The organism is Bradyrhizobium sp. 25ACV, assembly GCF_054863005.1.
This window is the reverse complement of the sequence record NZ_JAVAYO010000010.1, coordinates 93,017-118,956: the sequence shown is the minus strand read 5'-3', so window position 1 is coordinate 118,956 and position 25,940 is coordinate 93,017. Positions and strand designations below refer to the sequence as shown.

Here is a 25,940-nt window from a genome sequence, read left to right as displayed (position 1 = left end):
CCAAGGCTGCGGTTTCCGACCCCTTAATTTCGAGTTAGCGTTTCGTGAAACTTCGAAACGAAATCGGGAGGAAAATGTCACAAACCAGGCCAAGCGCAGATGCGTGGCCGGACCCGGCGCCGGTCAGTTGAATTGATACGCGAGGCCGAACGTCGCAACGTGGCTGCGTAGCGCGACGTCGAAAGTGTCGACGGTGTTCTGCCGCGCGAAGGTCGACGTTCGGCTAATCGTTTGGGTCGACGTGCCGAAATCGGCGAAGCGGTATTCGGCGCGCGCCAGCCAGTGATGGCCGAGCGCCGTCTCCAGGCCGCCGCCAATTGTCCAGCCGACCTTGGTTGCGGAGGTCGCTATCACGGACGGCGAGAGGTTGAACGTGCGCCGGCAGGGTGCGCTCCCACAGGTCGAGATTACCTCGTCATGCTGCCACGCCGCGCCGCCGCTCAGGAACAGAAGCGTCGCCGGCGTCACCAGGAAGCCGACACGCGCGCGCAGGCTCGCATCCCACGTCGTCTTCAGCACGAGTGAATCTGCGGCCTCGTGGAAAGTGCCGAAGGCGGGCGACACCGGAAATCCGGCAAGCGTGGTGGTCAGGTCGGCAAAGCCGGCGTCGCCCTCGACACCGGCGACCCAACGGGAGGCGAATTGCCAGTTGATGCCAACATAGGGGCTGGCGCGGAACGCAGTGCCGTTGAACGGCACGACATGCTCCGCGACCGAGACCGGTGCACCGCCAAACAATTCCGATCTTGCCGCCGCGTTCGCCTGCAGCGCGCGGGCACCGAGACCGAGACCGAGATAGGGGCCGGTCCATGACACAGCGATCGGCACGGCCTTGGCGATCGACCCGGCCTGCGCCCGTGCCGCGATCGGATCGCCAAACTTGTAGGCCACGCCGAACGAGGCGTTGTGAGTCTGCATCTTCAGATCGGAAATGTCCGACGTCGGATTGAGGGGCGAAGCAGTAGAGCCGCCTCGGGCAATGGTGAACGATGTTGCGCCGAAATCGGCGTAACGATATTCGGCGCGTGCAAACCAGTTGCCGCCGAGCGCGGTCTCGAGGCCGCCGCCGATGGTCCAGCCGGCCTGGATACGCGAAGCGGAGATCACGGCGGGCGAAAGAAAAAAGAAGTCACAAGCGCCGCTGACGCAGGCCGAACTGATCTCGGCGTGCTGCCAGGCGATGCCACCGGTCGCGTAGGCCAGCGTCGCGGGTGTCAGCAGGAACCCGAGACGGGCACGCAGGCCGATGTCCCAATCGGTCTTTACGGTCAGGTTGTCGTCCGGCCGGGCAAAGCCGGCGAAGCCGGGCGAGAAAGCCAGCGACGGGCGCTTGGTGGATTGGTCGGCGAAGCCGACATCGCCTTCGACGCCCGCAACCCATTGCGGCGCGAATTGCCAGTTGAATCCGGCAAAGGCACTGGTGCGGAAGCCCAGTCCGTCGAGGGACGCGCCGGTCGGCCGCCCGTCCGCCAGATTTTGCGGGAGGCCGGCAACCGTCTCCGATGTGGTCACGGCGTCGGTGCGCGAGGCACGGGATCCGAGCCCGACACCAGCATAGAATCCGCTCCAGGGCGACGCGGCCGCCGGCGGGATCTTGTAGGCGGGCGTGGCGCCCATATCCGCCGCCAAGGCAGGCCCCACCACCGCGAACGCCATCAGCGCCGCGCTTCCGCATGTCACTTTCTTCACGCGCCCAATCTCCGTCGGCGGAATCGCCGCTGCCCCACTTGTTCGAGAAGATGTGAAGCCAACGGCTCCAGACTTCTTGGATGCAAGCGACCGCGGATTGGACAAAAACGAACCGGCGAGCTTCCTGCTCATGCCGTGGCAACTTTGCCACATACGGCAGGCAGAGCGCCGCGATTGCATGAGCGGCGAGCGCCGCGCGACGTTTCCGTCGTGTCGGTTTTCAAATAGACTCCTGGCCAACACTCAAAAACAAGCAGCCGAGGAAACCCTATGCCCCTTCTCCAGAACCACATCGCCGCCGTCACGGGCGCCGGTTCCGGCATCGGCCGCGCCATCGCCGCCGGCTACGCCCGCGAGGGCGCGCAAGTGATGCTGCTCGACGTCAACGCCGACACCGTCGCGGAGGCCGCCCAGGAGATCCGCAAAGCGGGCGGCAAGGCCGAGAGTTTTGCGCTCGACGTGACCCGGCGCGAGGACTGTTTTGCGCTCGCCAAGCAGATCGCCGACCAGGTCGGGCAGGTCTCGATCCTCGTCAACAATGCCGGCATCACCCGCCGCAACGCCTTCACCGCGGAGACCGAGACGGTGGCGAAGGACTGGAACGACATCATCTCGCTCAACCTCAACGGCGTCTTCAACATGACGCAGGCCTTCCTCGCACCCTTGCGCGCGAGCAAAGGCCGCATCGTCAATATCGGCTCGATCCAGTCCTTCGTGCATCTGCGCACGCCGAGCTCGGCGGCCTACACGACCTCGAAACACGGCGTGCTCGGCTTCACCAAGGCGCTCGCGGTCGAGCTTGGCAAGGAAGGTGTGCGCGTCAACGCGATCGGGCCGGGCTTCATCGAGACCAACATCAACGCCAATGTGCGCGCGACCAATCCGGCGCTGGTGCAGGCCTTCGTCGACCACACCCCGCTGGCGCGCACCGGCAAGCCCGAGGATATCGTCGGGCCCGCGATCTTCCTCGCGTCGGATCTGTCGGCCTATGTCACGGGAACGATCGTGATGGTGGACGGCGGCTACCGGACGGTGTGAGGCGCGACTCACTATCCCCGTGCACGGGATCATCGTCCGCCTTGTAGGCAATTGCGCCACTGGACCGGACGATGACACCGCTGTGTGGAAGAGATAGTCCCGCATCACGATGCATCTGGCGCCAATCGCGGCGGCTTAGCGGCATTCCTGGGGTCAATTGGTGCGTTCGTCCGCGATTAACCTTTCATTAACCAAACCCGCCCACCGTACATCTACGGCTTGGGGGTCGTTGGTTCTCGATCCGCTTCCAAAGATGGCAGCGGGCGTTGATCGGGAGGTGTGTTGATGACCACTGTTCATGTCGCTGCGTCCGAGTCGGGCGCGCAATTCCTTGCCCCTAACCAGATCGTTCCGCTTCTGATCGGCGCCACCGTCGACGAGGTCGAGCGCGAGCTCGTGCTCCAGACGCTGGCGCGCTGCGACGGCAACCGCACCCGCGCATCGCGCGTGCTCGGCCTGTCGGTGCGTACGCTGCGCAACAAGATCAGGATCTACGCGGCGTCCGGCATCGAGGTGCCCGCCTATCAGGATTAGCGTCCGAGGACGCGCCGCTGAATCAATCCGCCGATGATGACCGCAAGCGCGATCATCACGACCGAGGCTGTCAGCGCCGCGTGCGGCCGATTGATGTTGATCAAGCGTGGTGAGCTGTTCCGGCGGAATTGCTGCTGTCGTCAAACGCCGCTAAGTAGCTTGCTTCCGGTCAAGGGAGCAGCGGCGTGGCAGACGAACAGAAACGGCAGGGATCTCTAGGGCCGCGCGGACGGCAGGGCGAGCCGGGACGGCCGGGACCGCAGGGTCATCCCGGCCGGCGCGGTCCCGACGGCGCGCGCGGCAAGCCGGGTCCGCAAGGCAAGCCGGGGCCGATCGGAAAGGCGGGACCTCAGGGCAAGGCCGGTCCGCAAGGCAAGCAGGGCGAGGTCGGCCCGCGTGGGACCGCCGGTGCGCAGGGGCCTGCCGGACCGCAGGGGCCGGCGGGGCCGCAAGGCCCGCGCGGCGAGGCTGGGCCTGCCGGTCAACTGCCCTCGATCGAACAGGTGCTGCCGTGGCTCGAGCAACTGTTTGACGCCTGGGACGAGCGCCGCCGCCAACGCGAGCGCGACGCCGCCGAGCGCGAAGCGCTCGAGGCCGCCGTGCAGGAGCCCGATGAGGCCATCGTCGACGACGAGAGCGAAGACGGCGAAGGCGACGAGCACAGGAAGAAGAAGAAAAAGAAGAAGTACCGGGATTAGCGATGCCGGTGCCCCGGACCCAGCGCAGCACGCAGTGATGCGCTGCTGAGCCGGGGCTCATATCGCGAGACCTGCGCCGACGATGTCTGGGTCCCGACCCTGCGGAGCGGCACTTCGCGCCGCACCGCGTCCGGGACACGAGCTACATCAAGACGCGCCGGAAGCGTCATCCTTGCGCGGCAGCATGCCCATGCGCTCGAACTGCCAGCGCATGGTGCGATACCAGAGATAGCCGACCGCCGCGCCGCACAGGGCCAGGATGATCACGCTGGCGCTCGAGAACGAGCCGCTCCACCACATCATCCACGCGGTCCATAGCAGCGTGAAGACGATGGCACCTGCTTTCAGCGGAAGAAGGGGGCGGCTCATGATCCTGCTCCGGGCTGTCAAAATCCCGGCGGACATCATTGCAGGACGCGGCGCCCCATTCCGTGAGCCAGATCACGGAACGCGTTGCCGGCGCCTCTAAAGCGCGATGCGATTAGATGAATCGTCATCGCACTTTTCCGGATCATGCTCTAACCGAAGCGCAGCCGCGAGCGCTCCCTGGCCCTTTCCGCCTCGACTTCGCGGTCGCGCGCCGGCGCATGGGTGTGCAGCGAGGTCAGGAGATTTCGCGCAGCCTCGGAGACCTCGGCTACTGCGCGGTCGAACGCCGCCTCGTTGGCCTGCGACGGCTTGTTGAAGCCGGACAGTTTTCGCACGAACTGGATCGCGCTGGCGTGGATCTCATCCTCCGTCGCCGGCGGCTCGAAGTTGAACAGCGTCTTGATGTTGCGGCACATGCAGGGGCCTCTTCCGGATGTTTCCTTGAAGACGATCGGCGGAGCCGAAATCCTACATCCTTCCGTGCACTTCTGCTAAGTTCCACCGCAACGCGGCCGCCGACCATGAGCCGCAATGGGGAGAGAAACATAACATGAAGGCTTCCTGCGCCGCGCTGTCGGCTGCCCTGCTGTCCTTTTCAATGCCGGTCCTGGCCGCCGATTATCCGGCACTCAAGCAGGGCGACTGGATCGCCAGGGACTTCAAGTTCCATACCGGTGAGACCATGACGGAGCTGAAGCTACACTACACCACAATCGGCGAGCCCTCGGGCCAACCGGTGCTGGTGCTGCACGGCACCGGCGGATCCGGCGCAAGCATGCTGTCACCCGCCTTCGCCGGGGAGCTGTTCGGCGCGGGGCAACCGCTCGACGCCTCCAAATATTACATCATCCTTCCCGACGGCATCGGTCATGGCAAATCGTCGAAGCCCTCCGACGGGATGAAGACGAGCTTCCCGAAATACGATTACGACGACATGGTCGTGGCGCAGCATCGCCTGGTGACGGAGGGCCTCGGCGTCAAGCATTTGCGGCTCGTCATCGGCAATTCGATGGGCGGCATGCACACCTGGCTGTGGGGCGAGAAATATCCGAACGCCATGGACGCACTGATCCCGATGGCCTCGCAACCGACCGAGATGGCTTCGCGCAACTGGATGCTGCGGCGGATCATGCTCGACACCATCCGCAACGACCCCGACTACAATGGCGGCAACTACACCAGCCTGCCGCGCATGATGAAATATGCCATCACCGCCTACGGCATCGCCAGCATCGGCGGCACGCTCGCCTATCAATCGCAGGCACCGACCGCGGCCAAGGCCGACAAGATCGTCGACGACCGGCTGGCGACGCCGATCACGGCGGATGCCAACGACTTCGTCTACCAGTGGGAGTCCTCGCACGACTATAATGCCGGCGAGAAGCTGGAAGCCATCGAAGCATTCCTGCTGCTGATCAATTCCGCCGACGACGAGCGCAACCCGCCCGAGACCGGCATCACGGACGCGGCCATGAAGCGGGTCAAAAACGGCCGCCTCTATCTGATCCCGGCGAGCGCCGAGACGCGCGGCCACGGCACCACCGGCAATGCGAAATTCTACAGCGAGCAGGTGCGGCAATTGCTGGAGAGCACGCCCCAACAAACGATCGAATCGGCGCGCCGCTGATTTTGCAGCGCATCATGTGCGGCACTTCGGAGCCGCATATTATTTGGGCATGCAATGCGCTGACAGCTCGGGCTTAATCGCGTCACCAATGGAATCGACGCGAGCAAGACTCGCGCGCGAATAGCGGGACGCGACGAGGAGGGATCGCATGCACAGGCTCGCACTGTGCGTTTGGCTGGTCGCGATGACGGCGCTGACCAGCGCCGCACTCGCATTCGACAACGGGCAATATGACCACATCCCGCCCGATATCCGCGCCTGGTTCAAGAGCGTGATCGCGCCGAACGGCGTGCCCTGCTGCGACGTCTCGGACGGCCATCGCACCGACTACGATGTGCGCAGCGGTGCTTATTGGGTGCCGATCGAAGGACAATGGATGGAGGTGCCCGAGCGCGCCATCATCCGCGACCGGGGCAATCCGGTCGGCCAGGCCGTGGTGTGGTACGTTCGCCACCGCGGCGCTATCATCATCAGCTGCTTCGTGCCGGCGGATGCCGTATAAAACGTCTTATCGATTCCATTGGCTGGAGGCGGCCCGATCGGGTAGCTTGCCGCCAAGCTGAAGCGGAGGCCGCCGTTGACCGATCTTTGCGCCGAAGACCTCGCCACCATCTATGCCAATCCGAGCCCGCGCGTGATCGCGAAAGCGCGTCCCGCGATCGATGCGCATGCGAAGAAGTTCATCGAGATGTCGCCGTTCTGCGTACTCGCGACGTCGGGCGCGGACGGCAGCGTCGATGCCTCGCCACGCGGCGGCGGCACCGGCTTCGTCCACGTCGCCGGTCCCAACCAATTGCTGATGCCTGACCGCTCCGGCAACAACCGGATCGACAGTTTTCGCAACGTCGTCGAAGGCTCGGGCTTCGTGCATCTGTTGTTCTTCGTGCCCGGCATCGACGAGACGCTACGCGTCGGCGGACGCGGCACGCTGTCGGCCGATCCGGATCTGCTCGCCGCGATGGTGGAATTCGGCAAGCCGCCGCGCGCGGTGCTGAACGTCACTGTGAGCGAAGTCTATTTCCATTGCGGCAAGGCGCTGATGCGCTCGAAGCTGTGGTCGCCCGAGAAAGTGCAGCGCTCGGTGATGCCCAGCATCGTCACGGTCATTCACGACCAGACCGGCCTCGGCGAACCGGCGAGCCAGGAGACCGTGGAAGAGATCTACAAGACGCAGTTGTAGTTGGAGCTCAGTCCGCAAGCGAGCCGTCATGCCCGGGCTTGTCCCGGGCATCCACGTTCTCAGTGCTGTGGGCAAGAACGTAGATGGCCGGGACAAGCCCGGCCACGACGAATGGAGGGGGCTGACGCCGGAGCTTAATGCCCCTCGCCCTCGAGCCCACCGACGTGCTTCTGGGTGTAGAGCTCGAGGCCGATGCGGCCGATCAGGTCGAGCTGGGTTTCGAGGAAGTCGATGTGGTGCTCCTCGTCGCTCATCAGCTTCTCGAACAGGTCACGCGTGACGTAGTCCTTGACGCCGTGGCAGTAGGTCGCCGCTTCCTGGTAGAGCGCACGCGCGCTCATCTCGGCAGCGAGGTCGCACTCGATGATCTCCTTGACGTTCTGGCCGATGCGCAAGGGATCGAGCACCTGCATGTTCGGAAAGCCGTCGAAGAACAGGATACGCGCGGTGAGCTTGTCGGCGTGCTCCATCTCCTCGATGGACTCCTTGCGCCAGACCTTGGCCATGTCGAGGAGGCCCCAATTGTCGAGGAAGCGGTAGTGCAGCCAGTACTGGTTGATCGCAGTCAGTTCGTGACGCAGCGCCTTGTTGAGATAGTCGATGACTTTTGCGTCGCCCTGCATGGTTCACTCCAGCTCTTGCAGTCCAAATCGGCCCAAAACCGAATTTAGAATGCTTCTAAGTCAGTTTACGAATGAGGGCAACTGGCTACGGCGGCGCGGCCGGGGGAAAAGCTCAGCCGAGCTGGCGAAGGCTTTCAGCAGGCCGCGAGGGCAAACTGGGCGGGCTCGGCCGCCTCGTCATTGGCAGCCACAGTGTGGTTGTGCGGGCAGCCGGCACAGCAGGACTGGGCGCAGGGGCCAAGGGCTTCGTCGATGATGGTCTTGATCGTCCGGGCGCAGCGGCCGCATTCGGCGCTACAGCCGAGGCATCCATAGACCTGCTTGGCATGGCGCACGGCGTCGTCGGACTCGGCGACGGCGGCGCGGATGTCGTCATCGCTCAGCACGTTACAGGAACAAACGATCATGGAAGCGGTAGGCCCTTCGGTGATGCGTCATCATCGATATTTAACAGGCCCGCCGGATGCAAAAGGAAAAAGCGGTATTTGAAGCTATTCCAAACTGGCCCAAAAGCAGCCTAGAACGGTCCTAAATTTCAGCGTTGCGCTGGATCAAGATTGGAGCGGATCTAATCGCCGCCACCGCCTCCCCCACCGTCGCCGCCGCCCCCGCAATCGCCGCCACTGCTGCCGCTGTCACTGCTGGAACAGCTGCCGCCGTCGGCCGAGCTGCCCGAACTGTCGCTGGAAAACCAGCTTCCCAGCGAGAAGCCGTTATTGCTGCCCGAATAGGTATCGCTGCTGCTGCTGCCGTCGCCGCCCGCCCCGGCGCGGGAGCGCCGCTGGCCGCGGTTCTGGAGATGGGTGATCCAGCCGTAACCGATCGCGGACACCACCCCGGCGGCAATCAATGCATTGATCATCGCGTTGCCCATCATCGCCTCCTGGCCGAGCCTTGCGGTCCATATCAATTGGTCGCCCGCCACCAAGGTGCCGTTCATTGATCATTCAAACGAAGTATGGAACTCTGCTCCCAAAGAGTTCCCGCGTGTTGGTACGAAAGGTCAAGCCGATGAAGAAGTTGCTCCTGACGGTCGCCGCCGTCGCCTCCCTGGCCGTTGCGGCCGGAACCCCGGCCCATGCACAGCGCGGCGTCGCGGCGGGCGTAGCGGCCGGCATCATCGGCGGCGCCATTGTCGGCGGCGCGCTGGCCTCTCCGTATTACTACGGACGCGGCCCCGGCTATTACGAACCCGGCTATTACCCGCCCCGTTACTATGCGCCGGGTCCGGGCTATGTCTCCGACGACTATTATGGCGGCGGCTGCGTCTGGCAGAAGCAGCGCTTCTGGGACGGCTATGCCTGGCGCGTCCGCCGCGTCAGAGTCTGCGGCTGAGGCGACTCGAACCGGTCCATCGCGACTGCTTCGGCTGACCGGTTCGCTACGGATGCGCCGTTCATCTCCGGGCCCGAAAAAGACCGCTTTTTCTCGTCACAGCTCCGTGCGCGTTTACCGTGGGTTGACCAATTGCGCGCTTCCTAGCTGCACGGCCAATTCCATCAGCGTGTGCGTGAACCTTTGAAACCCGGGCGCCTCTAACAAGAGGAACCCATCTCCCAGGAGAGCCAAGAGCATGAAGAAGACTTTAGTTGCCGCCCTCACGGTTGCGACGGTCGCCGGTTCGCTGGTGACCGCCACTCCGTCCGCCAAGGCCCATGACGGCGTTGGCGCCGGCATCGCGGCCGGCCTGATCGGCGGTGCCATCGTCGGCGGCGCCATCGCGTCGAGCCGTCCCGCCTATGGCGGCCCCGTTTACGTCGCCGAGCCCGGCCCGCCGCCCCCGCCCTGCTACTGGCAGCGTCAGCGTTATTGGGACGGTTACGGCTGGGTCGTTCGCCCGGTTCGCGTCTGCTACTGATCTGATCGCACCGGCGCTCGTGAGCGCCGCGATCGAAGCCCGGCCGAGACCATCGGCCGGGCTTTTTCTTTGGTCGCGCGCTATCGCGCCGCCTGGATCGAGCGCAGCACCTCTTCGCTCGGCCAGCAATCGACCTTGAGGCCGGCCGACTTCTGATAGGCACCGAGCGCGGCGCGCGTCTGCATGCCGGCCTTGCCGTCGATCTTGTCCTTGTAGAGCCCGACGCGCGTAAGCCCACGCTGCATGGTCTCGACATCTTTGGTGCGCATTTGCTTCGAGGCCGCCCATGGCGTTGCGAACGGAAGCGGGCTCGTCATGCGGTCGGCAAGGTGCCCGACGAACAGCACGTAGAGATCGGAGAAATTGTATTCCTTGATGACGAAGTAGTTCTTCGTGGTCAGGAACGAGGGGCCATAGATGCCTTCCGGCTGGAGCAGCGAGGCCGGCTGCGCCTGTTCGATGGCACTCAGCTTCTGCCCGCGCACAGGCACGAAACCTTCACGCAGCCACTGGCCGAGCGGCTTCGTCACCTCGGGCACACCGGTGGTGCAATCGACCTTGGCCGGCGCTTGCACCTCGTAGGCCCAGCGCACGCCGCTCTGCCAACCCTTGTTGACGAGCTGCTGCGCGGCCGAGGCCAGCGCGTCCGGCACCGAATGCCAGATGTCGATGCGGCCGTCGCCGTCGAAATCGACGCCGTGCTTGTAATATTCGGACGGCAGGAACTGCGTCAGCCCGGTGGCGCCGGCCCAAGACGAGCGCATGTCCTTGCGCGTCACCACGCCTTCGCCGAGGATCTTCAGCGCAAGGATGAACTCGGTGCGGTATTGATCCTTGCGGCGCCCGACATAGGCCTGCGTCGCCAGCACGCGGACGAGATCGTAAGGCAGCGTGTAGCGGCCGTAATCGGTCTCGCGGCCCCAGATAGCGAGCATCACGGTTGCCGGCACGCCGGACTTCTTCTCGATCTCGCTCAGCGAAGCGCGATATTTCTGCAGCAGCCGCTGCCCCTCGCCCGCAAGCCGCGCGATCGAGGCTTCCTTGACGTAATCGGCCGGCACCTGCACGAACTCGGCCTGCGACGGCGCACCTAGCGCGGGCCGTCCCGGCAGGATCAGATCGGGCAGCTTGTAATCGGGCTCGAGCCCGCGCGTCTGCTCGTCGAACGTCTTGCGCGAGACGCCTTCTGCCTGCGCCTCCGGCCACAGCGAGGCGATGAACTGGGTGAAGGCGGCGTCGGCGGCGCGGGCGGACGACCAGCCGCAGGTGACAACGATCACCGCAGCAATGAGCGCCCGCCGCATCATGCCGAAATCACCGCGTCAGCTTCTTGTACTTCACGCGGTGCGGAATGATGCTGTCCTGACCGAGACGGCGCATCTTGTCCTTCTCGTAGTCCTGGAAGTTGCCTTCGAACCATTCGACATGGCTGTCGCCCTCGAAGGCCAGCATGTGGGTCGCGATGCGGTCGAGGAACCAGCGATCATGGCTGATGATGACGGCGCAGCCGGCAAAATCCTCCAGCGCCTCTTCGAGCGCGCGCAGCGTGTCGACGTCGAGGTCGTTGGTCGGCTCGTCGAGCAGCAGGACGTTGGCGCCGGACTTCAGCATCTTGGCGAGATGCACGCGGTTGCGCTCACCGCCGGAGAGCGCACCGACCTTCTTCTGCTGGTCGGCGCCCTTGAAGTTGAAGGCCGAGCAGTAGCCGCGCGAGTTCACTTCCTTCTTGCCGAGCAGGATCAGCTCGTTGCCGCCGGAGATCTCCTCCCACACGTTCTTGTTGCCGTCGAGCGCGTCGCGGGACTGGTCGACATAACCGAGATGCACGGTCTCGCCGACCGTGATGGTGCCCTTGTCCGGCGTGTCCTGCTTGGTGATCATCTTGAACAGCGTGGTCTTGCCGGCGCCGTTGGCGCCGATCACGCCCACGATGCCGCCGGGCGGCAGCTTGAAGGTGAGATCGTCGATCAGGAGGCGATCGCCAAAGCCTTTGCTGAGACCCTCGAAGTCGACCACGTTGGCGCCGAGCCGCTCGGCAACCGGAATGATGATCTGCGCGGTCTGGGTCTGCTTCTCACTCGCCTGCTTGAGCAAGTCTTCGTAGCGCTGGTAGCGCGCCTTGGACTTGGCCTGGCGCGCCTTCGGCGACGAGGCGACCCATTCCTGCTCGCGGGCAAGCGTCTTCTGGTGCGCGGCGTCCTCGCGTCCCTCCTGCTCCAGCCGCTTCTGCTTCTGCACCAGCCAGGATGAGTAGTTGCCCTCGTAGGGAATGCCCTTGCCGCGATCGAGCTCGAGGATCCAGCTCGTGACGTTGTCGAGGAAGTAGCGATCGTGGGTGACGATCAGGATGGCGCCGGGATAGTTGCGCAAATGGCCTTCCAGCCACGACACCGATTCGGCATCGAGATGGTTGGTCGGTTCGTCCAGCAGCAGCAGCTCGGGCTGGTCGAGCAGCAGCTTGCACAGCGCGACGCGGCGGCGCTCGCCGCCCGAGAGCTTGGTGACATCGGCATCGTCGGGCGGGCAGCGCAGCGCGTCCATGGCCTGGTCGACCTTGCTGTCGAGATCCCAGAGGCCCTGGGCCTCGATCTCGTCCTGCAGCTTGGTCATCTCGTCGGCGGTTTCCTCGGAGTAGTTCATCGCCAGCTCATTGTAGCGATCGAGGATGGCCTTCTGCTTGGCGACGCCCAGCATGACGTTCTCGCGCACGTTGAGTGCCGGATCGAGATGCGGCTCCTGCTCGAGATAGCCGACACGGGCGCCCTGCGCGACCCAGGCCTCGCCGTTATACTCCTTGTCGAGGCCAGCCATGATCTTGAGCAGCGTCGACTTGCCCGAACCGTTGACGCCGAGCACGCCGATCTTGGCGTCCGGGTAGAACGACAGATGGATGTTATCGAGCACCTTCCGGGTCGGGTAGCTCTTGGTCAGGCCCTGCATGAAATAGATGAACTGGCGCGCCATCGGTCCCGAAAACCTTCGATTTGAGGAAATTTGCTTAGCCTGCGATGTAGCGATCCCGCCCCCAAAGGGCAACGTTTTCCGTCCGTTCACCACGGATGAATACGGGACGGACACCATCCGGCCACCGATCCGGACAATTGAAACCATCTTTTAATAAATCAGGCCGAAAGCTCGGTTTCGCGCGGAAACAGCGCCACCCGCTCAGAACGAACGGGAGCACAGCGAGGCCGCATCATGGCTCTGATCGAGACCAACTCACTTCCTGTTCCGGCAGAAGCCGGCCACGTCTCCGGGCTCGTCTCGGAGGTCATGGGATTCTGGAAGCGCTTCTTCGCCACCGCCTTCAATCCCTACCGGCCCGAACTGCACTACATGCGTGGCCCCGGTCCCGCCTGGCGCGCCAAGCACGGCATGGATGCGCCGTTCCGGCTGAAGCCTCGGGATCTCTGAGGGCCTCCTTCCTATCGGACTTTTGAAGACGCAAGCGGCTTGCGCGCCGTCCTGATTGCGCGCAACCATGGCCTGGTTCCGACGGCGGCGCTCGCCCAGCGCCCTCACCTCTCGCCATCAACTCTGGCCCTGGATGAACGCTGATGAGCCGGCTGCGCTGTGCAATTCTCGACGACTATTTCAACCTCGCGCTCGACGTCGCCGACTGGCAGAAACTGTCCGACCGCCTCGACGTTACCGTGTTCAGCCATCCCTTCGCTTCCGAACAGGCCGCAGCCAGCGCACTGGCCGATTTCGAGATCATCTGCGCAATGCGCGAGCGGACGGCCTTCCCGAAGAGCCTGTTCGAGAGCTTGCCGAAGCTGAAGCTGCTGCTGACGTCAGGCATGCGCAATGCCGCGATCGACATGGACGCCGCCAAGGCGCGTGGCGTCACCGTCGGCGGCACGCAATATTCGCGCGATCCCACGGCACCGCTGACCATGGGCCTGATCCTGGAGCTGACCCGCGGCATCGGCCGCGAGAACGCGCGCATGCATGCGGGCGAGCCCTGGCAGACCTTTGCCGGCGTCGAGATCGAGGGCATGACGCTCGGCATTGTCGGGCTCGGCAAGCTCGGCAGCAGGATGGCCGGGATCGCCAAGGCGTTCGGCATGAACGTGATCGCCTGGAGCCCGAACCTCACGCCGGAGAAATGCGCAGGCGCCGGCGTCGGCTACGCCACCAAGGAGGAGCTGTTCGCCAAGGCCGACATCGTCACCATCCACGTGGTGCTGAGCGAGCGCTCGCGCGGGCTGGTCGGCGCCGCCGATCTCGCGCGAATGAAGCCGACGGCGTTCCTCGTCAACACCGCGCGCGGGCCGATCGTGGACGAGCAGGCGCTGCTTGAGGCATTGCAGCAGCGCAAGATCGCGGGCGCCGGCATCGACGTGTTCGCGGTCGAGCCGCTGCCGGTCGACCATCCCTTCCGCAAGCTCGACAACCTCGTGCTGACGCCGCATCTCGGCTACGCCACCGAGGACGGCCTGCGCATCCATTACGGCCAGATGGTCGAGGCGATCGACGCCTTCACCAAAGGCAGCGAGTTGCCGCGCAAGCTGGCCTGAAACGAAGAAGGGCGTGCCGATGGCACGCCCTTCTCAATCTGAATTCTCGCAAAGCGCTTAGCGCACGGTGACCGGCGCGGGCAGCGGCGGCACCACGGTCGGCTGGGTGCCGGGGACCGGACCGGCCTGGGCGGCCATCGGAGCCGGACCTGCGGCAGGACCGGGCGCGGGCGCAGCGGACGCCGTCGCCGTTCCCGGCGGCGGGCCACCCGGCATCACCACCACGCGGGTGCCGACCTTGACGCGATCGAACAGGTCGGAGACGTCCTCGTTCAGCATGCCGATACAGCCCGACGAGACGAACTTGCCGATCGTCGAGGGCTGGTTGGTGCCGTGGATGCGGTAGACGGTCGAGCCGAGATACATCGCGCGGGCGCCGAGCGGATTGCCGGGGCCGCCGGCCATGAAGCGCGGCAGATAGGGCTGGCGCTCGATCATCTCGGTCGGCGGATGCCAATCCGGCCACTCGGCCTTGCGGGTGATCTTCTGCACGCCGGTCCAGGTGAAGCCGTCGCGGCCGACGCGGACGCCGTAGCGGATCGCACGGCCGCCTCCGAGCACGTAGTAGAGATAGGTGTTGGGCGTATCGACCACGAGCGTGCCGGCCGGCTCCTTGGTCTGGAACGAGACCTCCTGGCGGCGCAGGTTTTGCGGCAACTGCACCGGCGCAGCATCGGGCTGCTCCTCGGGCGGCAGCGCCGCCATCGTCATCGGCCTTCCGTCAGCGCCGACCGGCGGCTGTCCGGCCTGGACCGTTCCGGTCGCGGCGGGACCACCAACGGCCTCCGGCGGACGCATGCCGTCACCGGCGGGAGCCTGCCCCTGCTGGCCCGGACGATTGGCGTAGATCACCGGCGGCGGACCGGCGGGGCGGCCGTAGCGGGGATCGTCGGGCGACATCACAGGGCCCTGCGACGGGGCGGCCGAATAGACCGGCGGAGCGCCAGCCGGGCGGCCATAACGCGGATCATCCGGCGACATCACCGGACCCTGCGGCGGCGCTGTCGAGTAGACCGGGGGAGCGCCGACCGGGCGGCCATAGCGCGGATCGTCGGCCGGGCCGGGCGGCGGCAACGATGCCTGCGGCATCGCGTCGTCGTCATCTTCCAGCGCGTCGAAATTCGGCGTGCGGTCGCCGGGCCGATATTCGGCCGGGGCGCCGTAGCTCGGTGCCTGCTGAACCGGATAGCTCTGAGCCTGCGCGAGCGAGGTTCCCGCCGCAGCGACTGTTGCGGCAGCGCATATCGTCAGAAAGTGTTTGATCATCATCGCTCTTGTATAGTCCCCAAGCCCGATCGGACCGTTAACGGCCAGATGGCCGAAGATAGCGGCACATTCAAGACATATCAGGCTTATTTGCGCCGGACCTGCCGATTTGTGATCCGCAAGACTACCGTTGCTCCGTTGCATCACGGGGCGGAAATCAGCCCATGGCGTCAATTGCCGGAGTCTTCGGCCCCGTTTTTTGCGGAACGGGTCGGAATCGTTGCGGTATGTTCGAATCAGCCTGATTCGCCGCCCATTTGAGCTCCCGATCCCCGCGTGGCGAACGCGGCAAACAGTACCGTCACCGCGTTCAGATGGCTCTTGGGCCCTGGCCTCTTCGCCGCCGGGGCGGAAATTCGCAACCGCTCGATGCTTCCCGGCTTTCGCTTCCTGTTTGCCGCGATCCTGCTGTCAGTCTCCATCCTGGTGTTCGGCCTGGGCGCCGCCGCACTGCTGCGGGCGAGCCACGAGCAGTATGTCAGCAACCCCTCCTGGCGGAACGGCCCGCAGGAGCAGGTGTTCGCGCAGGCTCCCGAGCCGGCCCAGCCGGTGCTCGCGGTCCTCCGCGCCGAGCCGGAGCTGACCGCTGAGCCCGAGCCGTCGCTGCGCGACAAGGTGCCGACCATTGGACTGCCCGAAAGCGAGCCCGACCAGGTCGCCGTGCTGACGACCGAGACCGAGTCCCAGGTCGCGGCACCTCCGGCTGACGTGCCGGTCGCCGAACCGGCCAAGGCCGAGACGACGACGGAGGCCGCAGCGCCGGCGCCCGCCGACACGCTCACCCCGGCCGACACCACGGCGTCGATCCCCGCGGCCGAGCCTGCCGCGACCGCCAGCGAGCCGGCGCCGGTCGATCCCAGCGCGGCCCTGGCCTCCTCCGCACTCGATGCCGCCTCGGCCAAGCTGGCCGCTTTGAACGAGCCGGCGACGACGGCCGTGAAGGATACGCCGGCGAAGCCCAAGACCGAGAGCAAGGCAGATACCAAGGCTGACGACAAGGCGACCAAGCGCAAGGCGGCGAAGGCGAAGAAGCGACACCGCGTGGTGCGACGTCCGCCGCCTCAGCAGCTGCAGCAGCAGCTCGATCCGTTCGGCCAGCCTCAGACCTTCGCGACGACGACCACGCGCACGCGTTGATGCGCTTGCTTTACCTCGCCCCGCTTGCGGGGAGGGAGCGCACCTTCAGCGCGGCGATATCCGAATGACTCACGCCGGACCGGTCGCGATCGGCGGGCCTTTTTCCTGGCCCCATTCCGACCAGGAGCCGTCATAGAGCGCGGTGTCGGTGATACCCAGGCGATAGAGCGCGAGCGTCAGCACCCCGGCTGAGACGCCGGAGCCGCAGCTTGTCACGATCGGCGCATCGAGCTTGACGCCGGCGCTCGTGAAGGCGGCGCGCAGATCCTCGAGCGGCTTCATCGTGCCTGTCGCCGCATCGAACAGCAGATTGTAGGGCACGTTGCGCGCGCCGGGGATGTGGCCGGAGCGGATGCCTGCGCGCGGCTCGGGCGCGCGGCCCTCGAAGCGGTCGGCGGCGCGCGCGTCGATCACCTGCTCGGCACGGCTTTCGACATTGGCGATCAGCTGCTGCATGCTGCGCACGCGATTTGAATCGTAGCTCGCCTTGAACGTCGCCGGCTTCGGCCTCACCTCGCCGCTCTCGACCGCTCGCCCCTCGGCGCGCCACTTCTTCAAGCCGCCATTGAGGATGCGCACGTTGTTATGGCCGAAGGCCAGGAACATCCACCAGGCGCGGGGCGCTGCGACCCAGCCGCCGGCATCGTAGAGCACGACGGTGTCGGCGTTGGAGATGCCGAGATTGCCGATGTCACGGCCGAACTGCTCGGCGCTCGGATACATGTGCGGCAGCGGGTTGGAATGATCCGACACCGCATCGACGTCGAAGAACGCAGCGCCCGGCAGGTGCGCGGCGAGATAATCGTCCTTCGGCAGCGGCAGCACGCCCGGCAGCTTGAAGCTGGCGTCGATCACTTTGACGTTGGCATCGTTGATATGGGCGGCGAGCCATTCAGTGGAGACGAGCGGGTCGGTGGCGGTGGTCATGTTTTCTGTACTCTCCAATCGTCATGGCCGGGCTCGACCCGGCCATCCATCCTTCTTGAAATGATGGACACGCGGGTCAAGCCCGCGTGTGACAAGTTTTAGCCCTTCTTCTTCGGCTCCCACTGCTCGGTCGGCCCGCCGGCATCGCGCCAGGCGGCGTAGCCGCCGGCGATGTGGGCGACGGGCTTCAGGCCCATGTCCTGCGCGGTCTTGGCCGCGAGTGCGGAGCGCAGGCCCCCGGCGCAGTGGAAGACGAACTTCTTGTCCTCCTGGAAGACCGGCTTGGCGTAGGGGCTCTGCGGGTCGATCCAGAATTCCAGCATGCCGCGCGTGCAGGCGAACGCGCCGGGGATGCGGCCGTCGCGCTCGATCTCGCGGGGGTCGCGGATGTCGACGATGACGACATCGCCGTTCTTGGAGATCTCGATGGCGTCCTTGGCGTTGAGCGTCTCGATCTCGGCATTGGCCTCGTCGATCAGCGCCTTGATGCCGCGGGTGATGTTTTGGGGCATGTGGTTCTCCCTCTTCTTTGCTGTCATTCCGGGGCGCGACGAAGTCGCGAACCCGGAATCTCGAGCGGCAGTTGATCATCTCGAGATTCCGGGTTCTCTCTGCGCGAGCCCCGGAATGACGATGGATGGCGCTAGTGCGTCAACTCCTTCATCGCACCCTCAAGCCCCTCGATCGTGATCGGGTACATGCGGTTCGCAAAAATGCGTTTGATGATGGTGGTCGATTCCGAATAATCCCAATGCTTCTGAGCGACCGGGTTCAGCCACACTGCATGCGGATAGGTGCGGATGATGCGGTCGAGCCAGACCGAGCCGGGCTCCTCGTTGACGTGCTCGACCGAGCCGCCGGGCACCATGATCTCGTAAGGCGACATCGAGGCGTCGCCGACGAACACGATCTTGTAGTCGTGCGGGTATTTGTGCAGCACGTCCCAGGTCGGCGTGCGGTCGGTGAAGCGGCGCTTGTTCTGCTTCCACACGCCTTCATAGAGGCAGTTGTGGAAGTAGAAATACTCCATGTGCTTGAACTCGCTCTTCGCCGCCGAGAACAGCTCCTCGACCTGCTCGATATGCGCGTCCATGGACCCGCCGATGTCGAAGAACACCAGGAGCTTCACCGCATTGCGCCGCTCGGGGCGCATGTGCACGTCGAGATAGCCGTGATTGGCGGTCTCGCGGATCGTGGTGTCGAGATCGAGCTCATCGGGCGCGCCGGTGCGCGCGAATTTGCGCAGGCGGCGCAGCGCCACCTTGATGTTGCGGATGCCGAGCTCGACATTGCCGTCCAGATCCTTGAACTCGCGCTTGTCCCACACCTTCACGGCGCGGTTGTTGCGGTTCTTCTCCTGGCCGATGCGGACGCCTTCGGGATTGTAGCCGTGGGCGCCGAACGGCGAGGTGCCGGCGGTGCCGATCCACTTCGAACCGCCCTGGTGGCGGCCCTTCTGCTCCTCGAGGCGCTTCTTCAGCGTCTCCATGAGCTTGTCCCAGCCCATGGCCTCGATCTGCTTCTTCTCTTCGTCGGTCAGGTATTTCTCGGCGAGCTTCTTCAGCCACTCCTCGGGGATCTCCGCCTTCTCCATGGCGTCGAGCAGGTTTTCCAGCCCCTTGAACACCGTGCCGAAAACGCGGTCGAACTTGTCGAGGTTACGCTCGTCCTTCACCAGCGAGGTGCGCGAGAGGTAATAGAAATTCTCGACAGAATAATCCGACAGATCGGCGTCGAGCGCCTCCATCAGCGTGAGGTATTCGCGCAGCGTCACGGGGACCTGCGCGTCGCGCAGAGAGGTGAAGAATTGCAGGAACATGGGTGACAGATTGCCCGTCGGGTGGCTGACGTCAAGGGGCGGAGACCGTCGCGGGGTGCTGGACCGGGAAGCTTTTTGCTCTAGAATTGGGGCTCTCACGGGGTTGTTTTGGGGACGTTTGCAATGGGAATTGTCGCAGCGCTCATCATCGGGGCGATCGCAGGCTGGCTTGCGGGCAAGATTGTCCACGGGGCGGGATTTGGACTGATCGGCAACATCGTTGTCGGCATCATCGGCGCGCTGGTCGCAAGCTGGGTGTTGCCCCAGCTGCACGTTCAGCTGGCAACAGGCACGGTCGGCGCCATCGTGGACGCCACGATCGGCGCGGTGATTGTGCTCGTCATCCTTTCGCTGATAAAACGGGTCTGAAAGCCTGACCGAACCAGGAACGGCCGCCGCGAGCGGCCGTTCCCTTGTCGCGACCGGGGCCCGCGCCTCGCGCCGACGATTACCCAAGGACACGCAATGAAATTTACCGGCACCAAGGACTATGTTGCGACCGACGATCTCAAGGTCGCCGTCAATGCCTCGATCGTGCTGGAGCGCCCGCTGCTCATCAAGGGCGAGCCCGGCACCGGCAAGACCGTGCTGGCGGAGGAAGTCGCCAAGGCGCTGAACGCCCCGCTTCTGACCTGGCACATCAAGTCCACCACCAAGGCGCAGCAGGGCCTCTACGAATACGACGCGGTGTCGCGCCTGCGCGACAGCCAGCTCGGCGACGCGCGCGTGTCCGACATCAAGAACTACATCAAGCGCGGCAAGCTGTGGGAAGCCTTCACCGCCGAGCAGCGCCCGGTGCTCTTGATCGACGAGATCGACAAGGCCGACATCGAATTCCCGAACGATTTGCTGCTCGAGCTCGACCGCATGGAATTCCATGTCTACGAGACCGGCGAGACGATCAAGGCCAAGCAGCGCCCGATCATGATGATCACCTCCAACAACGAGAAGGAGCTGCCGGACGCCTTCCTGCGCCGCTGCTTCTTCCACTACATCAAGTTCCCCGATGCCGACACCATGCATCGCATCGTCGACGTCCACTTCCCCGGCATCAAGAAGCGCCTGGTGGAAGAGGCGCTGCGCATCTTCTTCGAGGTGCGCGAGGTGCCCGGGCTGAAGAAGAAGCCGTCGACCTCGGAGCTACTCGACTGGCTCAAGCTGCTGCTCAACGAGGACATGAGCGTCGAGCAGCTGCGCGAACGCGACCCGCGCAAACTGATCCCGCCGCTGCACGGCGCGCTGCTCAAGAACGAGCAGGATGTGCATCTGTTCGAGCGGCTGGCGTTTTTGAGCCGACGGGAAGTGTGAGCTTCTCGTGTCCCGGACGCGCTGCAGCGCGTCGCAAGATGCCGTAGGGTGGGGAAAGGCGCAAAGCGCCGTGCCCACCATTGCTGCGTGATGGATGCAGATCGTGGGCACGCTACGCTTTGCCCACCCTACGATGTCCGCGCATGTGGCAACAGCTTCGCCATTTCAGTCGCGTTTTGAATCGCAGACACGCCTTCGCATCCTCGCGGCTCATCTCGCCCGAGCTTTGCTTCAATCGCTCCACCCTCCAAGAACGAGGGCGCAGGGAAGGCCGGGTGCTGGCTCGCACCCGCGGTCTGCTGCGCAAAAGGCACACGCAGAAAACCGCACAGCAGCATACAGGTGTGGCCGAACACACGGCCTTCCCTGCGCGATGGTCGGACGGCTTATGCCGTGCTCTCCCGGGAGCCGAACTTTCCTTCTGGCCTCCCTCGCCCCTGCGAATTGACAATGCCGTCCACCCGGTTGGGCTCGCGCACATCTCCGCAAAGGCTTGACCGTGGCAACGACGGCCAGGACCACACGGTTTTGCCGTACGCGCTCAGCGCCGTTCGTCTACACGCGGCCTCGGGCTCACAGGGACTACCCGCCCTGCCCGCTACCTCTCGTGCCGACGCTGCCGCGTCCACCGCAACCCGGCCCGCGTTTCGAACGACTCGCGAACCGCCCCTCTTCGTCGGGCCGGGCTGCGTCGATGTATGCCGCAATTCCGAATTTCGGTAAAGCGGAATATATTTGCGAGGAGGGGTTGACGGGCGGCGACACAGCCGGGCTCCGAGCCAGAAACGAGCGTGCGTGTCCCGGACGCGCTGCAGCGTGCAACGCTGCTGCGCAGAGCCGGGACCCAGGAGTCACTGGAGATTGTAGTGAGATGGGCCCCGGCTCAGCAGCGCACCGCCAAGAGCGCTGCGCTGCGTCCGGGGCGCGAGACTGCCTCACGCCACCGCCGCGTCCGGAATCCTTGCGGCTTCCATCGGCGTCTTGCCGCGGATCAGATCCGAGGCGCGGTCGGCGATCATCATGGTGGAGGCGTTGAGGTTGGCCGAGATCATGCGCGGCATCACCGAGGCGTCGATGACGCGGAGGCCTTCGAGGCCGTGGACGCGGAGCTGGTCGTCGACCACCGCCCAGGTCGAATCCGCAGGGCCCATGCGGCAGGTGCAGCCGGGGTGGAAGGTGGTGGTGCCGCGCTCGGTGGCGGCGGCGAGGAATTCGTCGTCGGTATTGATGTTGGGACCGGGGAAATCCTCATAGGCGTAATAGGGCGAGAGCGGCGCGGACTTCAAAAGGCGCCGCGCGAGCTTCATGCCGCCGACGATGACGCGGCGGTCGAGCTCGGCGTCGAGATAATTGGTCTGGATGATCGGCGGCGCGAACGGATCGTTGGAGCGGATGCGGACATAGCCGCGGCTCTCCGGGCGCTGCTGCCAGGACGCCACCGTCATGCCGGGCTCGTCCTCGAGCTGACCCTGCACGCCTTCCTTGTAGCTTGCCGGCGTGAAGGTAAGCTGCAGGTCGGAACTGTCGGCGCTCTCACCTGAATGCCAGAAGCAATAGACCATGGTCGGCGACAGCGAGAGCAGGCCGCGGCGCGCGGTCGCCCATTTCAGCGCCTCGATCCACAGCGAGAAGCCGCGGCGAAGCTCGTTGATGGTCTTGATGTCTTTTACGCGCGCCACCGTTCTCGGGGCGTAATGGTCCTGGAGGCCTTCACCGACGGGCAGCGCATGACGCACAGCGATGCCGTGCTGCTGCAACAGATCGGGCGAACCGACGCCGGAGAGCTGGAGCAGCTGCGGTGAATTATAGGTGCCGCCGGACAGGATCACTTCCTTGTTGGCGCGCACCTCCACCGGTGTGCCGCCGCGGCCCCCCTTGGTGTAGCGCACGCCGACGGCGCGCTTGCCCTCGAAGATGATCTCGGTCGCGTGCGCATGGGTGTGCACATGCACGTTCGGCCGCTTCATCGCGGGCTTGAGGAACGCGGTCGAGCCGGAGACGCGCAGGCCCTTGTCGATGGTGCGCTGGCAGTAGGAGACGCCCTCTTGCTTGGCGCCGTTGTAATCGGGGTTGCGGGGAATGCCGAGCGAGACCGCGCCTTCCATGAAGGCTTCGCAGAGCGGATCGCGCCACTCCATCGTGGTGACGGTGAGGCTGCCGTCGCGGCCGCGATAGGTGTCCTCGCCCTCGCCCACGCGCTTCTCCAGCCGCCGGAAGTAAGGCAGCACGTCGGCATAGCCCCAGCCGCGATTGCCCATCTGCGCCCAGGTGTCGAAATCCATGCGCTGGCCGCGATTGTAGATGTGGCCGTTGATCGAGGACGAGCCGCCGAGCGTCTTGCCGCGCGGCGCGTAGATGCTGCGGCCGCCGGTCCAGGGCCCCGGCTCCTGCTGGTAGGCCCAGTTGATGCTCTTCATGTGGAAGGTCTTGATGAAGCCCGCCGGCAGATGGATGTAGGGATGCCAGTCGGACGGGCCGGCTTCCAGCACGCAGACGCTGACGTTGGGGTCTTCGCTCAGCCGGCTGGTGAGCACGCATCCGGCAGAGCCCGCGCCGACGATCACATAATCAAATCTGTCCATGGTGCCTCGGCCGCTCCTAGCGCGGCTTGTCGTTGAGTTGAAATTCCAGATGCGTCTGCACCGTCGGCCATTCGGCGGCGGTGATGCTGTAGACCACGGTGTCGCGCAGCGTGCCGTTCGGCGCGACCTGGTGGCTGCGCAGGATGCCGTCCTGCTTGGCGCCGAGGCGCTCGATGGCGCGGCGGCTCTGGTGGTTGAAGAAGTGGGTGCGGAATTCCACCGCGATGCAGTTCAGCATCTCGAAGGCGTGGCGCAGCAGCAGCAATTTGCACTGCGTGTTGAGCGGGCCGCGCTGCGCGCTCTTGCCGTACCAGGTCGAGCCGATCTCGACGCGGCGGTTGGCGGCATCGATGTTCATGTAGGTGGTCATGCCGACGACGTTGCCGCCGGCGTCGAACACGGTGAACGGCAGCATCGAGCCCGCGGCCTGCAGCCCGAGGCGCCGGTCGATCTCCTTGGCCATGTTCTCCGGCAGCGGGATCGCGGTGTACCAGAGCTTCGACAGCTCGCCGTCCTTCACGGCCGTCACCAGCCCATCGAGATGCTGATGCGACAGCGGCTCGATACGGGCGTGCTGTCCACGCAGGGTGATGGGATCGGGCCAGGGCATTTGGGGTCTCTCCTTGCGTCACTGTGCGGCGAGGCATTCCGGGTGCCAGATCCTCATCCTGAGGAGCGCGGAACGCGCGTCTCGAAGGATGAAGGCCCGGCTGGTGGCCTCGCCCTTCGAGACGCGCGCGAAGGGCGCGCTCCTCAGGGTGAGGGTCTGAGAGTTACCTCGCCTCTCGCACAATGACGGCTTGGCTCACTTGTTCAAAAAATTCAACGGCAATCCGCCGCGCGGCCAGTCCATGGCGACCAGCTCGCCCTTGCCTGACAGCGTGATGTAGGCGGTCTTCAGCTCAGGGCCGCCGAAGGCGATGTTGGTGGTGACGCGGTCGCCGGTCGGGACCTGCTCGACCAGGGTGCCATCAGGCGCGATCACCGAGATGCAGCCGGAGACGAGGGTGGCGACGCAGATGTTACCGTTTGCTTCCACCGCAAGCGAGTCGAACATCTGGTAGCCGCCGAGGCCGCAGATCGGCTTGCCGCGCTCGCCGCGATAGATCACATCGCGCGGCTTCAGCGTGCCGGGCGCGGAGAGCTCGTAGGCCCACAGCCGGCCGGTCGGCGTCTCCGCGATGTAGACGGTATTCTCATCCGGCGACAGCCCGATGCCGTTGGCCGGCAGGATGCCGTGCACGATCTCGACGAGCTCGGTCATCCCAGGCTTGAGGTAGTACATGCCGCCGACGTCCATCTCGCGCGCGCGGCGCTTGCCGAGATCGGAGAACCAGAGGCCGCCCTGCTTGTCGAACACCAGATCGTTCGGCCCGCGCAGATCGTGCTCGCCGCATCTGGTGACGACGGTCTCGACCTTGCCGGATTGCAGATCGACGCGCTGGATCGAGCCGCCGAGATAATCGTCCGGCTGCGGGCCCGGCATGATCATGTTGCGGGTCGGGATCCAGGAGAAGCCGCCATTGTTGCAGATGTAGATCTTGCCGTCGGGGCCGAGCGCGGCGCCGTTCGGGCCGCCCGGCACTTTCGTCACGATCTCCTTGCGGCCGTCGGGATAGACGCGGGTCAGACGCTGGCCGCGGATCTCCACCAGCACCACCGAGCCGTCCGGCATCACGACCGGCCCTTCGGGAAATTCGAGGTCGGTGGCGAGAACGCGGACGTTGGACATGTGGGACCCTCCCGGCTGCTTGTTATGGCTTGCACGGGATGTCCGGCACGGGCCCCACACGCAAGATTTGCCTGCGGTTATGGCAAAGTCGCCTCGGCTTGCCAAGCAAGCGGGATGGTATGCCAGCGTTGCGGAAGACCTACTGCTTCACCGGCAGCCAGATCTCGAAGCCGCCATTGCCGGTTACGGGATCGAACGCCTCGTCGTAGCGCTCGAAACTCGGCGCGTCCGCGGCCGTCAAACCCGAGGCGGGCAGCCATCGATTCCAGATCGTGTTGACGGTGCGGCGGATCGAGGCGACGTGCTCGGTATGCGTGAACACCGCATAGCGCTGCTCGGGGATGCGGATGCGGGCGAAGCGTCGCGGCAGGTCCGAGAACTCGGCGACCTCGACGCCGGCGATGTAGTCGAAATTGCCGGAATCGTCGCCGTTGCAGCAGACGCCGTAGGCGACCTGTCCGACCCTCGATGGAATGTCGGCGACCTCCTGATGAAAGCGGTGCCACAGGCCGGGGATGACGGCGCCGTTGTCGCAGGAGATGCGCTCGCCGGGACCGGCGACGAGCAACGCCCGTGCGGTCTCGAAGCGCGGCGGGGCGAGATGGTCGAGCATGGTGGAGTCCATGAGGATCGGCTCCTGAAGCTTGAGGTCATTGGCGCACATCGCCGCCCTGACCGCTTCGGGCGTGGTGCCGAATTGGTCGCGGAACGCGCGGGTGAATGCTTCGTGCGAGCCGTAATCCGCCTCCAGCGCGATGCTGAGGATGTCCGGCGCGCCGTTCGCAAGACTGCGCGCGGCCTCACTCAGCCGTCGTGCGCGCAGGTAGCGCATCGCCGGCAGGCCGGTGGCTGCGGCAAACGCCCGCACCAGGTGGAACCGCGACACGCCGGCGACCGCGGCGATCTCGTCGAGCGTCATCGGCTCGGCCAGATGGCTCTCGATGTACCAGAGCGCGCGCTGGGCTGGGTTCATGACGGTCGGACCTCGTTCGAAGCAAGGCCATGATGCACGGAAGGCCGCCGGCTTCGCTTG

General features: G+C 65.1%; 29 protein-coding genes. 13 read left to right on the top strand and 16 right to left on the bottom strand.

What is annotated here, in order from left to right:
- Positions 1–123: 123 nt before the first annotated feature.
- Positions 124–1,689: an outer membrane protein gene (locus RAD04_RS23365; RefSeq protein ID WP_461625643.1), complete on the bottom strand. Its 1,566-nt coding sequence runs from the start codon at positions 1,687–1,689 to the stop codon at positions 124–126.
- Positions 1,690–1,959: 270 nt separating this feature from the next.
- Here RAD04_RS23365 and RAD04_RS23360 point away from each other — a divergent pair, with 270 nt between their 5' ends.
- From RAD04_RS23360 to RAD04_RS23350, 3 genes are all read left to right on the top strand, one after another.
- Complete coding sequence (locus tag RAD04_RS23360) at positions 1,960–2,727, top strand: SDR family NAD(P)-dependent oxidoreductase (RefSeq protein WP_461625642.1); 768 nt, start codon at positions 1,960–1,962, stop codon at positions 2,725–2,727.
- 285 nt (positions 2,728–3,012) lie between these two features.
- The gene (locus RAD04_RS23355; protein WP_461625641.1) at positions 3,013–3,261 is read left to right on the top strand and encodes a helix-turn-helix domain-containing protein; all 249 of its coding nucleotides are present in this window, start codon (positions 3,013–3,015) and stop codon (positions 3,259–3,261) included.
- Positions 3,262–3,446: 185 nt separating this feature from the next.
- A complete protein-coding gene (locus RAD04_RS23350) occupies positions 3,447–3,959 on the top strand; it encodes a collagen-like protein (RefSeq protein WP_461625640.1) in 513 nt (170 codons plus the stop codon).
- 147 nt (positions 3,960–4,106) lie between these two features.
- Here RAD04_RS23350 and RAD04_RS23345 read toward each other — a convergent pair whose 3' ends face one another.
- Positions 4,107–4,328 carry a hypothetical protein gene (locus RAD04_RS23345; protein WP_461625639.1) on the bottom strand — a complete coding sequence of 74 codons (222 nt, stop codon included), beginning with the start codon at positions 4,326–4,328 and terminating at the stop codon, positions 4,107–4,109.
- 149 nt (positions 4,329–4,477) lie between these two features.
- Positions 4,478–4,744, bottom strand: a complete 267-nt coding sequence (locus RAD04_RS23340) for a DUF2277 domain-containing protein (protein ID WP_461625638.1) — start codon at positions 4,742–4,744, stop codon at positions 4,478–4,480.
- 134 nt (positions 4,745–4,878) lie between these two features.
- Here RAD04_RS23340 and RAD04_RS23335 point away from each other — a divergent pair, with 134 nt between their 5' ends.
- The 3 genes from RAD04_RS23335 (at position 4,879) to RAD04_RS23325 (ending at position 7,135) form a co-directional block, all read left to right on the top strand.
- Positions 4,879–5,955, top strand: coding sequence for an alpha/beta fold hydrolase (locus tag RAD04_RS23335; RefSeq protein ID WP_461625637.1), 1,077 nt, complete (start codon positions 4,879–4,881; stop codon positions 5,953–5,955).
- Positions 5,956–6,103: 148 nt separating this feature from the next.
- Positions 6,104–6,457 (top strand): hypothetical protein, encoded by a 354-nt coding sequence (locus tag RAD04_RS23330; RefSeq protein WP_028145598.1) that lies wholly within the window; start codon positions 6,104–6,106, stop codon positions 6,455–6,457.
- Positions 6,458–6,532: 75 nt separating this feature from the next.
- Entirely contained in the window at positions 6,533–7,135 is a 603-nt protein-coding gene (locus RAD04_RS23325) for an MSMEG_1061 family FMN-dependent PPOX-type flavoprotein (protein ID WP_461625636.1), read from the top strand.
- 134 nt (positions 7,136–7,269) lie between these two features.
- On the opposite strand, the gene bfr is transcribed toward RAD04_RS23325, so the two are convergent.
- The 3 genes from bfr to RAD04_RS23310 all read right to left on the bottom strand — a co-directional run bounded on the left by bfr (position 7,270) and on the right by RAD04_RS23310 (position 8,635).
- Positions 7,270–7,758: a bacterioferritin gene (bfr, locus tag RAD04_RS23320; protein WP_011089420.1), complete on the bottom strand. Its 489-nt coding sequence runs from the start codon at positions 7,756–7,758 to the stop codon at positions 7,270–7,272.
- A 134-nt stretch (positions 7,759–7,892) separates the two neighbouring features.
- Positions 7,893–8,165 (bottom strand): (2Fe-2S)-binding protein, encoded by a 273-nt coding sequence (locus RAD04_RS23315; RefSeq protein WP_018318601.1) that lies wholly within the window; start codon positions 8,163–8,165, stop codon positions 7,893–7,895.
- Between the two features lie 161 nt (positions 8,166–8,326).
- Positions 8,327–8,635 carry a hypothetical protein gene (locus tag RAD04_RS23310; protein WP_461625764.1) on the bottom strand — a complete coding sequence of 103 codons (309 nt, stop codon included), beginning with the start codon at positions 8,633–8,635 and terminating at the stop codon, positions 8,327–8,329.
- Positions 8,636–8,769: 134 nt separating this feature from the next.
- Here RAD04_RS23310 and RAD04_RS23305 point away from each other — a divergent pair, with 134 nt between their 5' ends.
- Both RAD04_RS23305 and RAD04_RS23300 read left to right on the top strand, forming a co-directional pair.
- The gene (locus tag RAD04_RS23305) at positions 8,770–9,093 is read left to right on the top strand and encodes a hypothetical protein (RefSeq protein WP_461625763.1); all 324 of its coding nucleotides are present in this window, start codon (positions 8,770–8,772) and stop codon (positions 9,091–9,093) included.
- Positions 9,094–9,331: 238 nt separating this feature from the next.
- Positions 9,332–9,616: a hypothetical protein gene (locus RAD04_RS23300; RefSeq protein ID WP_028145602.1), complete on the top strand. Its 285-nt coding sequence runs from the start codon at positions 9,332–9,334 to the stop codon at positions 9,614–9,616.
- 80 nt (positions 9,617–9,696) lie between these two features.
- On the opposite strand, the gene RAD04_RS23295 is transcribed toward RAD04_RS23300, so the two are convergent.
- On the bottom strand, positions 9,697–10,923 hold the full coding sequence (locus RAD04_RS23295; RefSeq protein ID WP_461625635.1) for a lytic murein transglycosylase: 1,227 nt from the start codon (positions 10,921–10,923) through the stop codon (positions 9,697–9,699).
- Between the two features lie 7 nt (positions 10,924–10,930).
- Positions 10,931–12,580: an energy-dependent translational throttle protein EttA gene (ettA, locus tag RAD04_RS23290; RefSeq protein WP_461625634.1), complete on the bottom strand. Its 1,650-nt coding sequence runs from the start codon at positions 12,578–12,580 to the stop codon at positions 10,931–10,933.
- Positions 12,581–12,814: 234 nt separating this feature from the next.
- Here ettA and RAD04_RS23285 point away from each other — a divergent pair, with 234 nt between their 5' ends.
- Positions 12,815–13,030 carry a hypothetical protein gene (locus tag RAD04_RS23285; protein WP_104464444.1) on the top strand — a complete coding sequence of 72 codons (216 nt, stop codon included), beginning with the start codon at positions 12,815–12,817 and terminating at the stop codon, positions 13,028–13,030.
- A 143-nt stretch (positions 13,031–13,173) separates the two neighbouring features.
- Positions 13,174–14,136, top strand: a complete 963-nt coding sequence (locus RAD04_RS23280) for a D-2-hydroxyacid dehydrogenase family protein (RefSeq protein ID WP_461625633.1) — start codon at positions 13,174–13,176, stop codon at positions 14,134–14,136.
- A gap of 57 nt (positions 14,137–14,193) precedes the next feature.
- Here the strand turns inward: RAD04_RS23280 and RAD04_RS23275 are convergent, their stop codons facing one another.
- Entirely contained in the window at positions 14,194–15,402 is a 1,209-nt protein-coding gene (locus tag RAD04_RS23275) for a L,D-transpeptidase (protein ID WP_461625632.1), read from the bottom strand.
- Positions 15,403–15,771: 369 nt separating this feature from the next.
- Here RAD04_RS23275 and RAD04_RS23270 point away from each other — a divergent pair, with 369 nt between their 5' ends.
- Positions 15,772–16,539 carry a hypothetical protein gene (locus RAD04_RS23270; protein ID WP_461625762.1) on the top strand — a complete coding sequence of 256 codons (768 nt, stop codon included), beginning with the start codon at positions 15,772–15,774 and terminating at the stop codon, positions 16,537–16,539.
- 69 nt (positions 16,540–16,608) lie between these two features.
- Here RAD04_RS23270 and sseA read toward each other — a convergent pair whose 3' ends face one another.
- The 3 genes from sseA to RAD04_RS23255 form a co-directional block, all read right to left on the bottom strand.
- The gene (gene sseA / locus RAD04_RS23265; protein WP_461625631.1) at positions 16,609–17,466 is read right to left on the bottom strand and encodes a 3-mercaptopyruvate sulfurtransferase; all 858 of its coding nucleotides are present in this window, start codon (positions 17,464–17,466) and stop codon (positions 16,609–16,611) included.
- A 98-nt stretch (positions 17,467–17,564) separates the two neighbouring features.
- A complete protein-coding gene (locus tag RAD04_RS23260) occupies positions 17,565–17,978 on the bottom strand; it encodes a rhodanese-like domain-containing protein (protein WP_018318589.1) in 414 nt (137 codons plus the stop codon).
- 131 nt (positions 17,979–18,109) lie between these two features.
- The gene (locus RAD04_RS23255; protein WP_028145611.1) at positions 18,110–19,285 is read right to left on the bottom strand and encodes a vWA domain-containing protein; all 1,176 of its coding nucleotides are present in this window, start codon (positions 19,283–19,285) and stop codon (positions 18,110–18,112) included.
- A 123-nt stretch (positions 19,286–19,408) separates the two neighbouring features.
- Between RAD04_RS23255 and RAD04_RS23250 the strand changes: the two genes are divergently transcribed.
- Together RAD04_RS23250 and RAD04_RS23245 are read left to right on the top strand one after the other, a co-directional pair.
- Complete coding sequence (locus RAD04_RS23250) at positions 19,409–19,654, top strand: GlsB/YeaQ/YmgE family stress response membrane protein (RefSeq protein ID WP_461625630.1); 246 nt, start codon at positions 19,409–19,411, stop codon at positions 19,652–19,654.
- Positions 19,655–19,750: 96 nt separating this feature from the next.
- Positions 19,751–20,593, top strand: a complete 843-nt coding sequence (locus tag RAD04_RS23245) for an AAA family ATPase (RefSeq protein ID WP_018318586.1) — start codon at positions 19,751–19,753, stop codon at positions 20,591–20,593.
- 935 nt (positions 20,594–21,528) lie between these two features.
- Here RAD04_RS23245 and RAD04_RS23240 read toward each other — a convergent pair.
- From RAD04_RS23240 to RAD04_RS23225, 4 genes are all read right to left on the bottom strand, one after another.
- Complete coding sequence (locus tag RAD04_RS23240; RefSeq protein WP_461625629.1) at positions 21,529–23,175, bottom strand: GMC family oxidoreductase; 1,647 nt, start codon at positions 23,173–23,175, stop codon at positions 21,529–21,531.
- Between the two features lie 16 nt (positions 23,176–23,191).
- Positions 23,192–23,785, bottom strand: a complete 594-nt coding sequence (locus RAD04_RS23235; protein ID WP_461625628.1) for a GNAT family N-acetyltransferase — start codon at positions 23,783–23,785, stop codon at positions 23,192–23,194.
- A gap of 195 nt (positions 23,786–23,980) precedes the next feature.
- Entirely contained in the window at positions 23,981–24,907 is a 927-nt protein-coding gene (locus RAD04_RS23230; protein ID WP_461625627.1) for an SMP-30/gluconolactonase/LRE family protein, read from the bottom strand.
- Between the two features lie 139 nt (positions 24,908–25,046).
- Entirely contained in the window at positions 25,047–25,880 is an 834-nt protein-coding gene (locus tag RAD04_RS23225; protein ID WP_461625626.1) for a GyrI-like domain-containing protein, read from the bottom strand.
- Between the last annotated feature and the right edge of the window lie 60 nt (positions 25,881–25,940).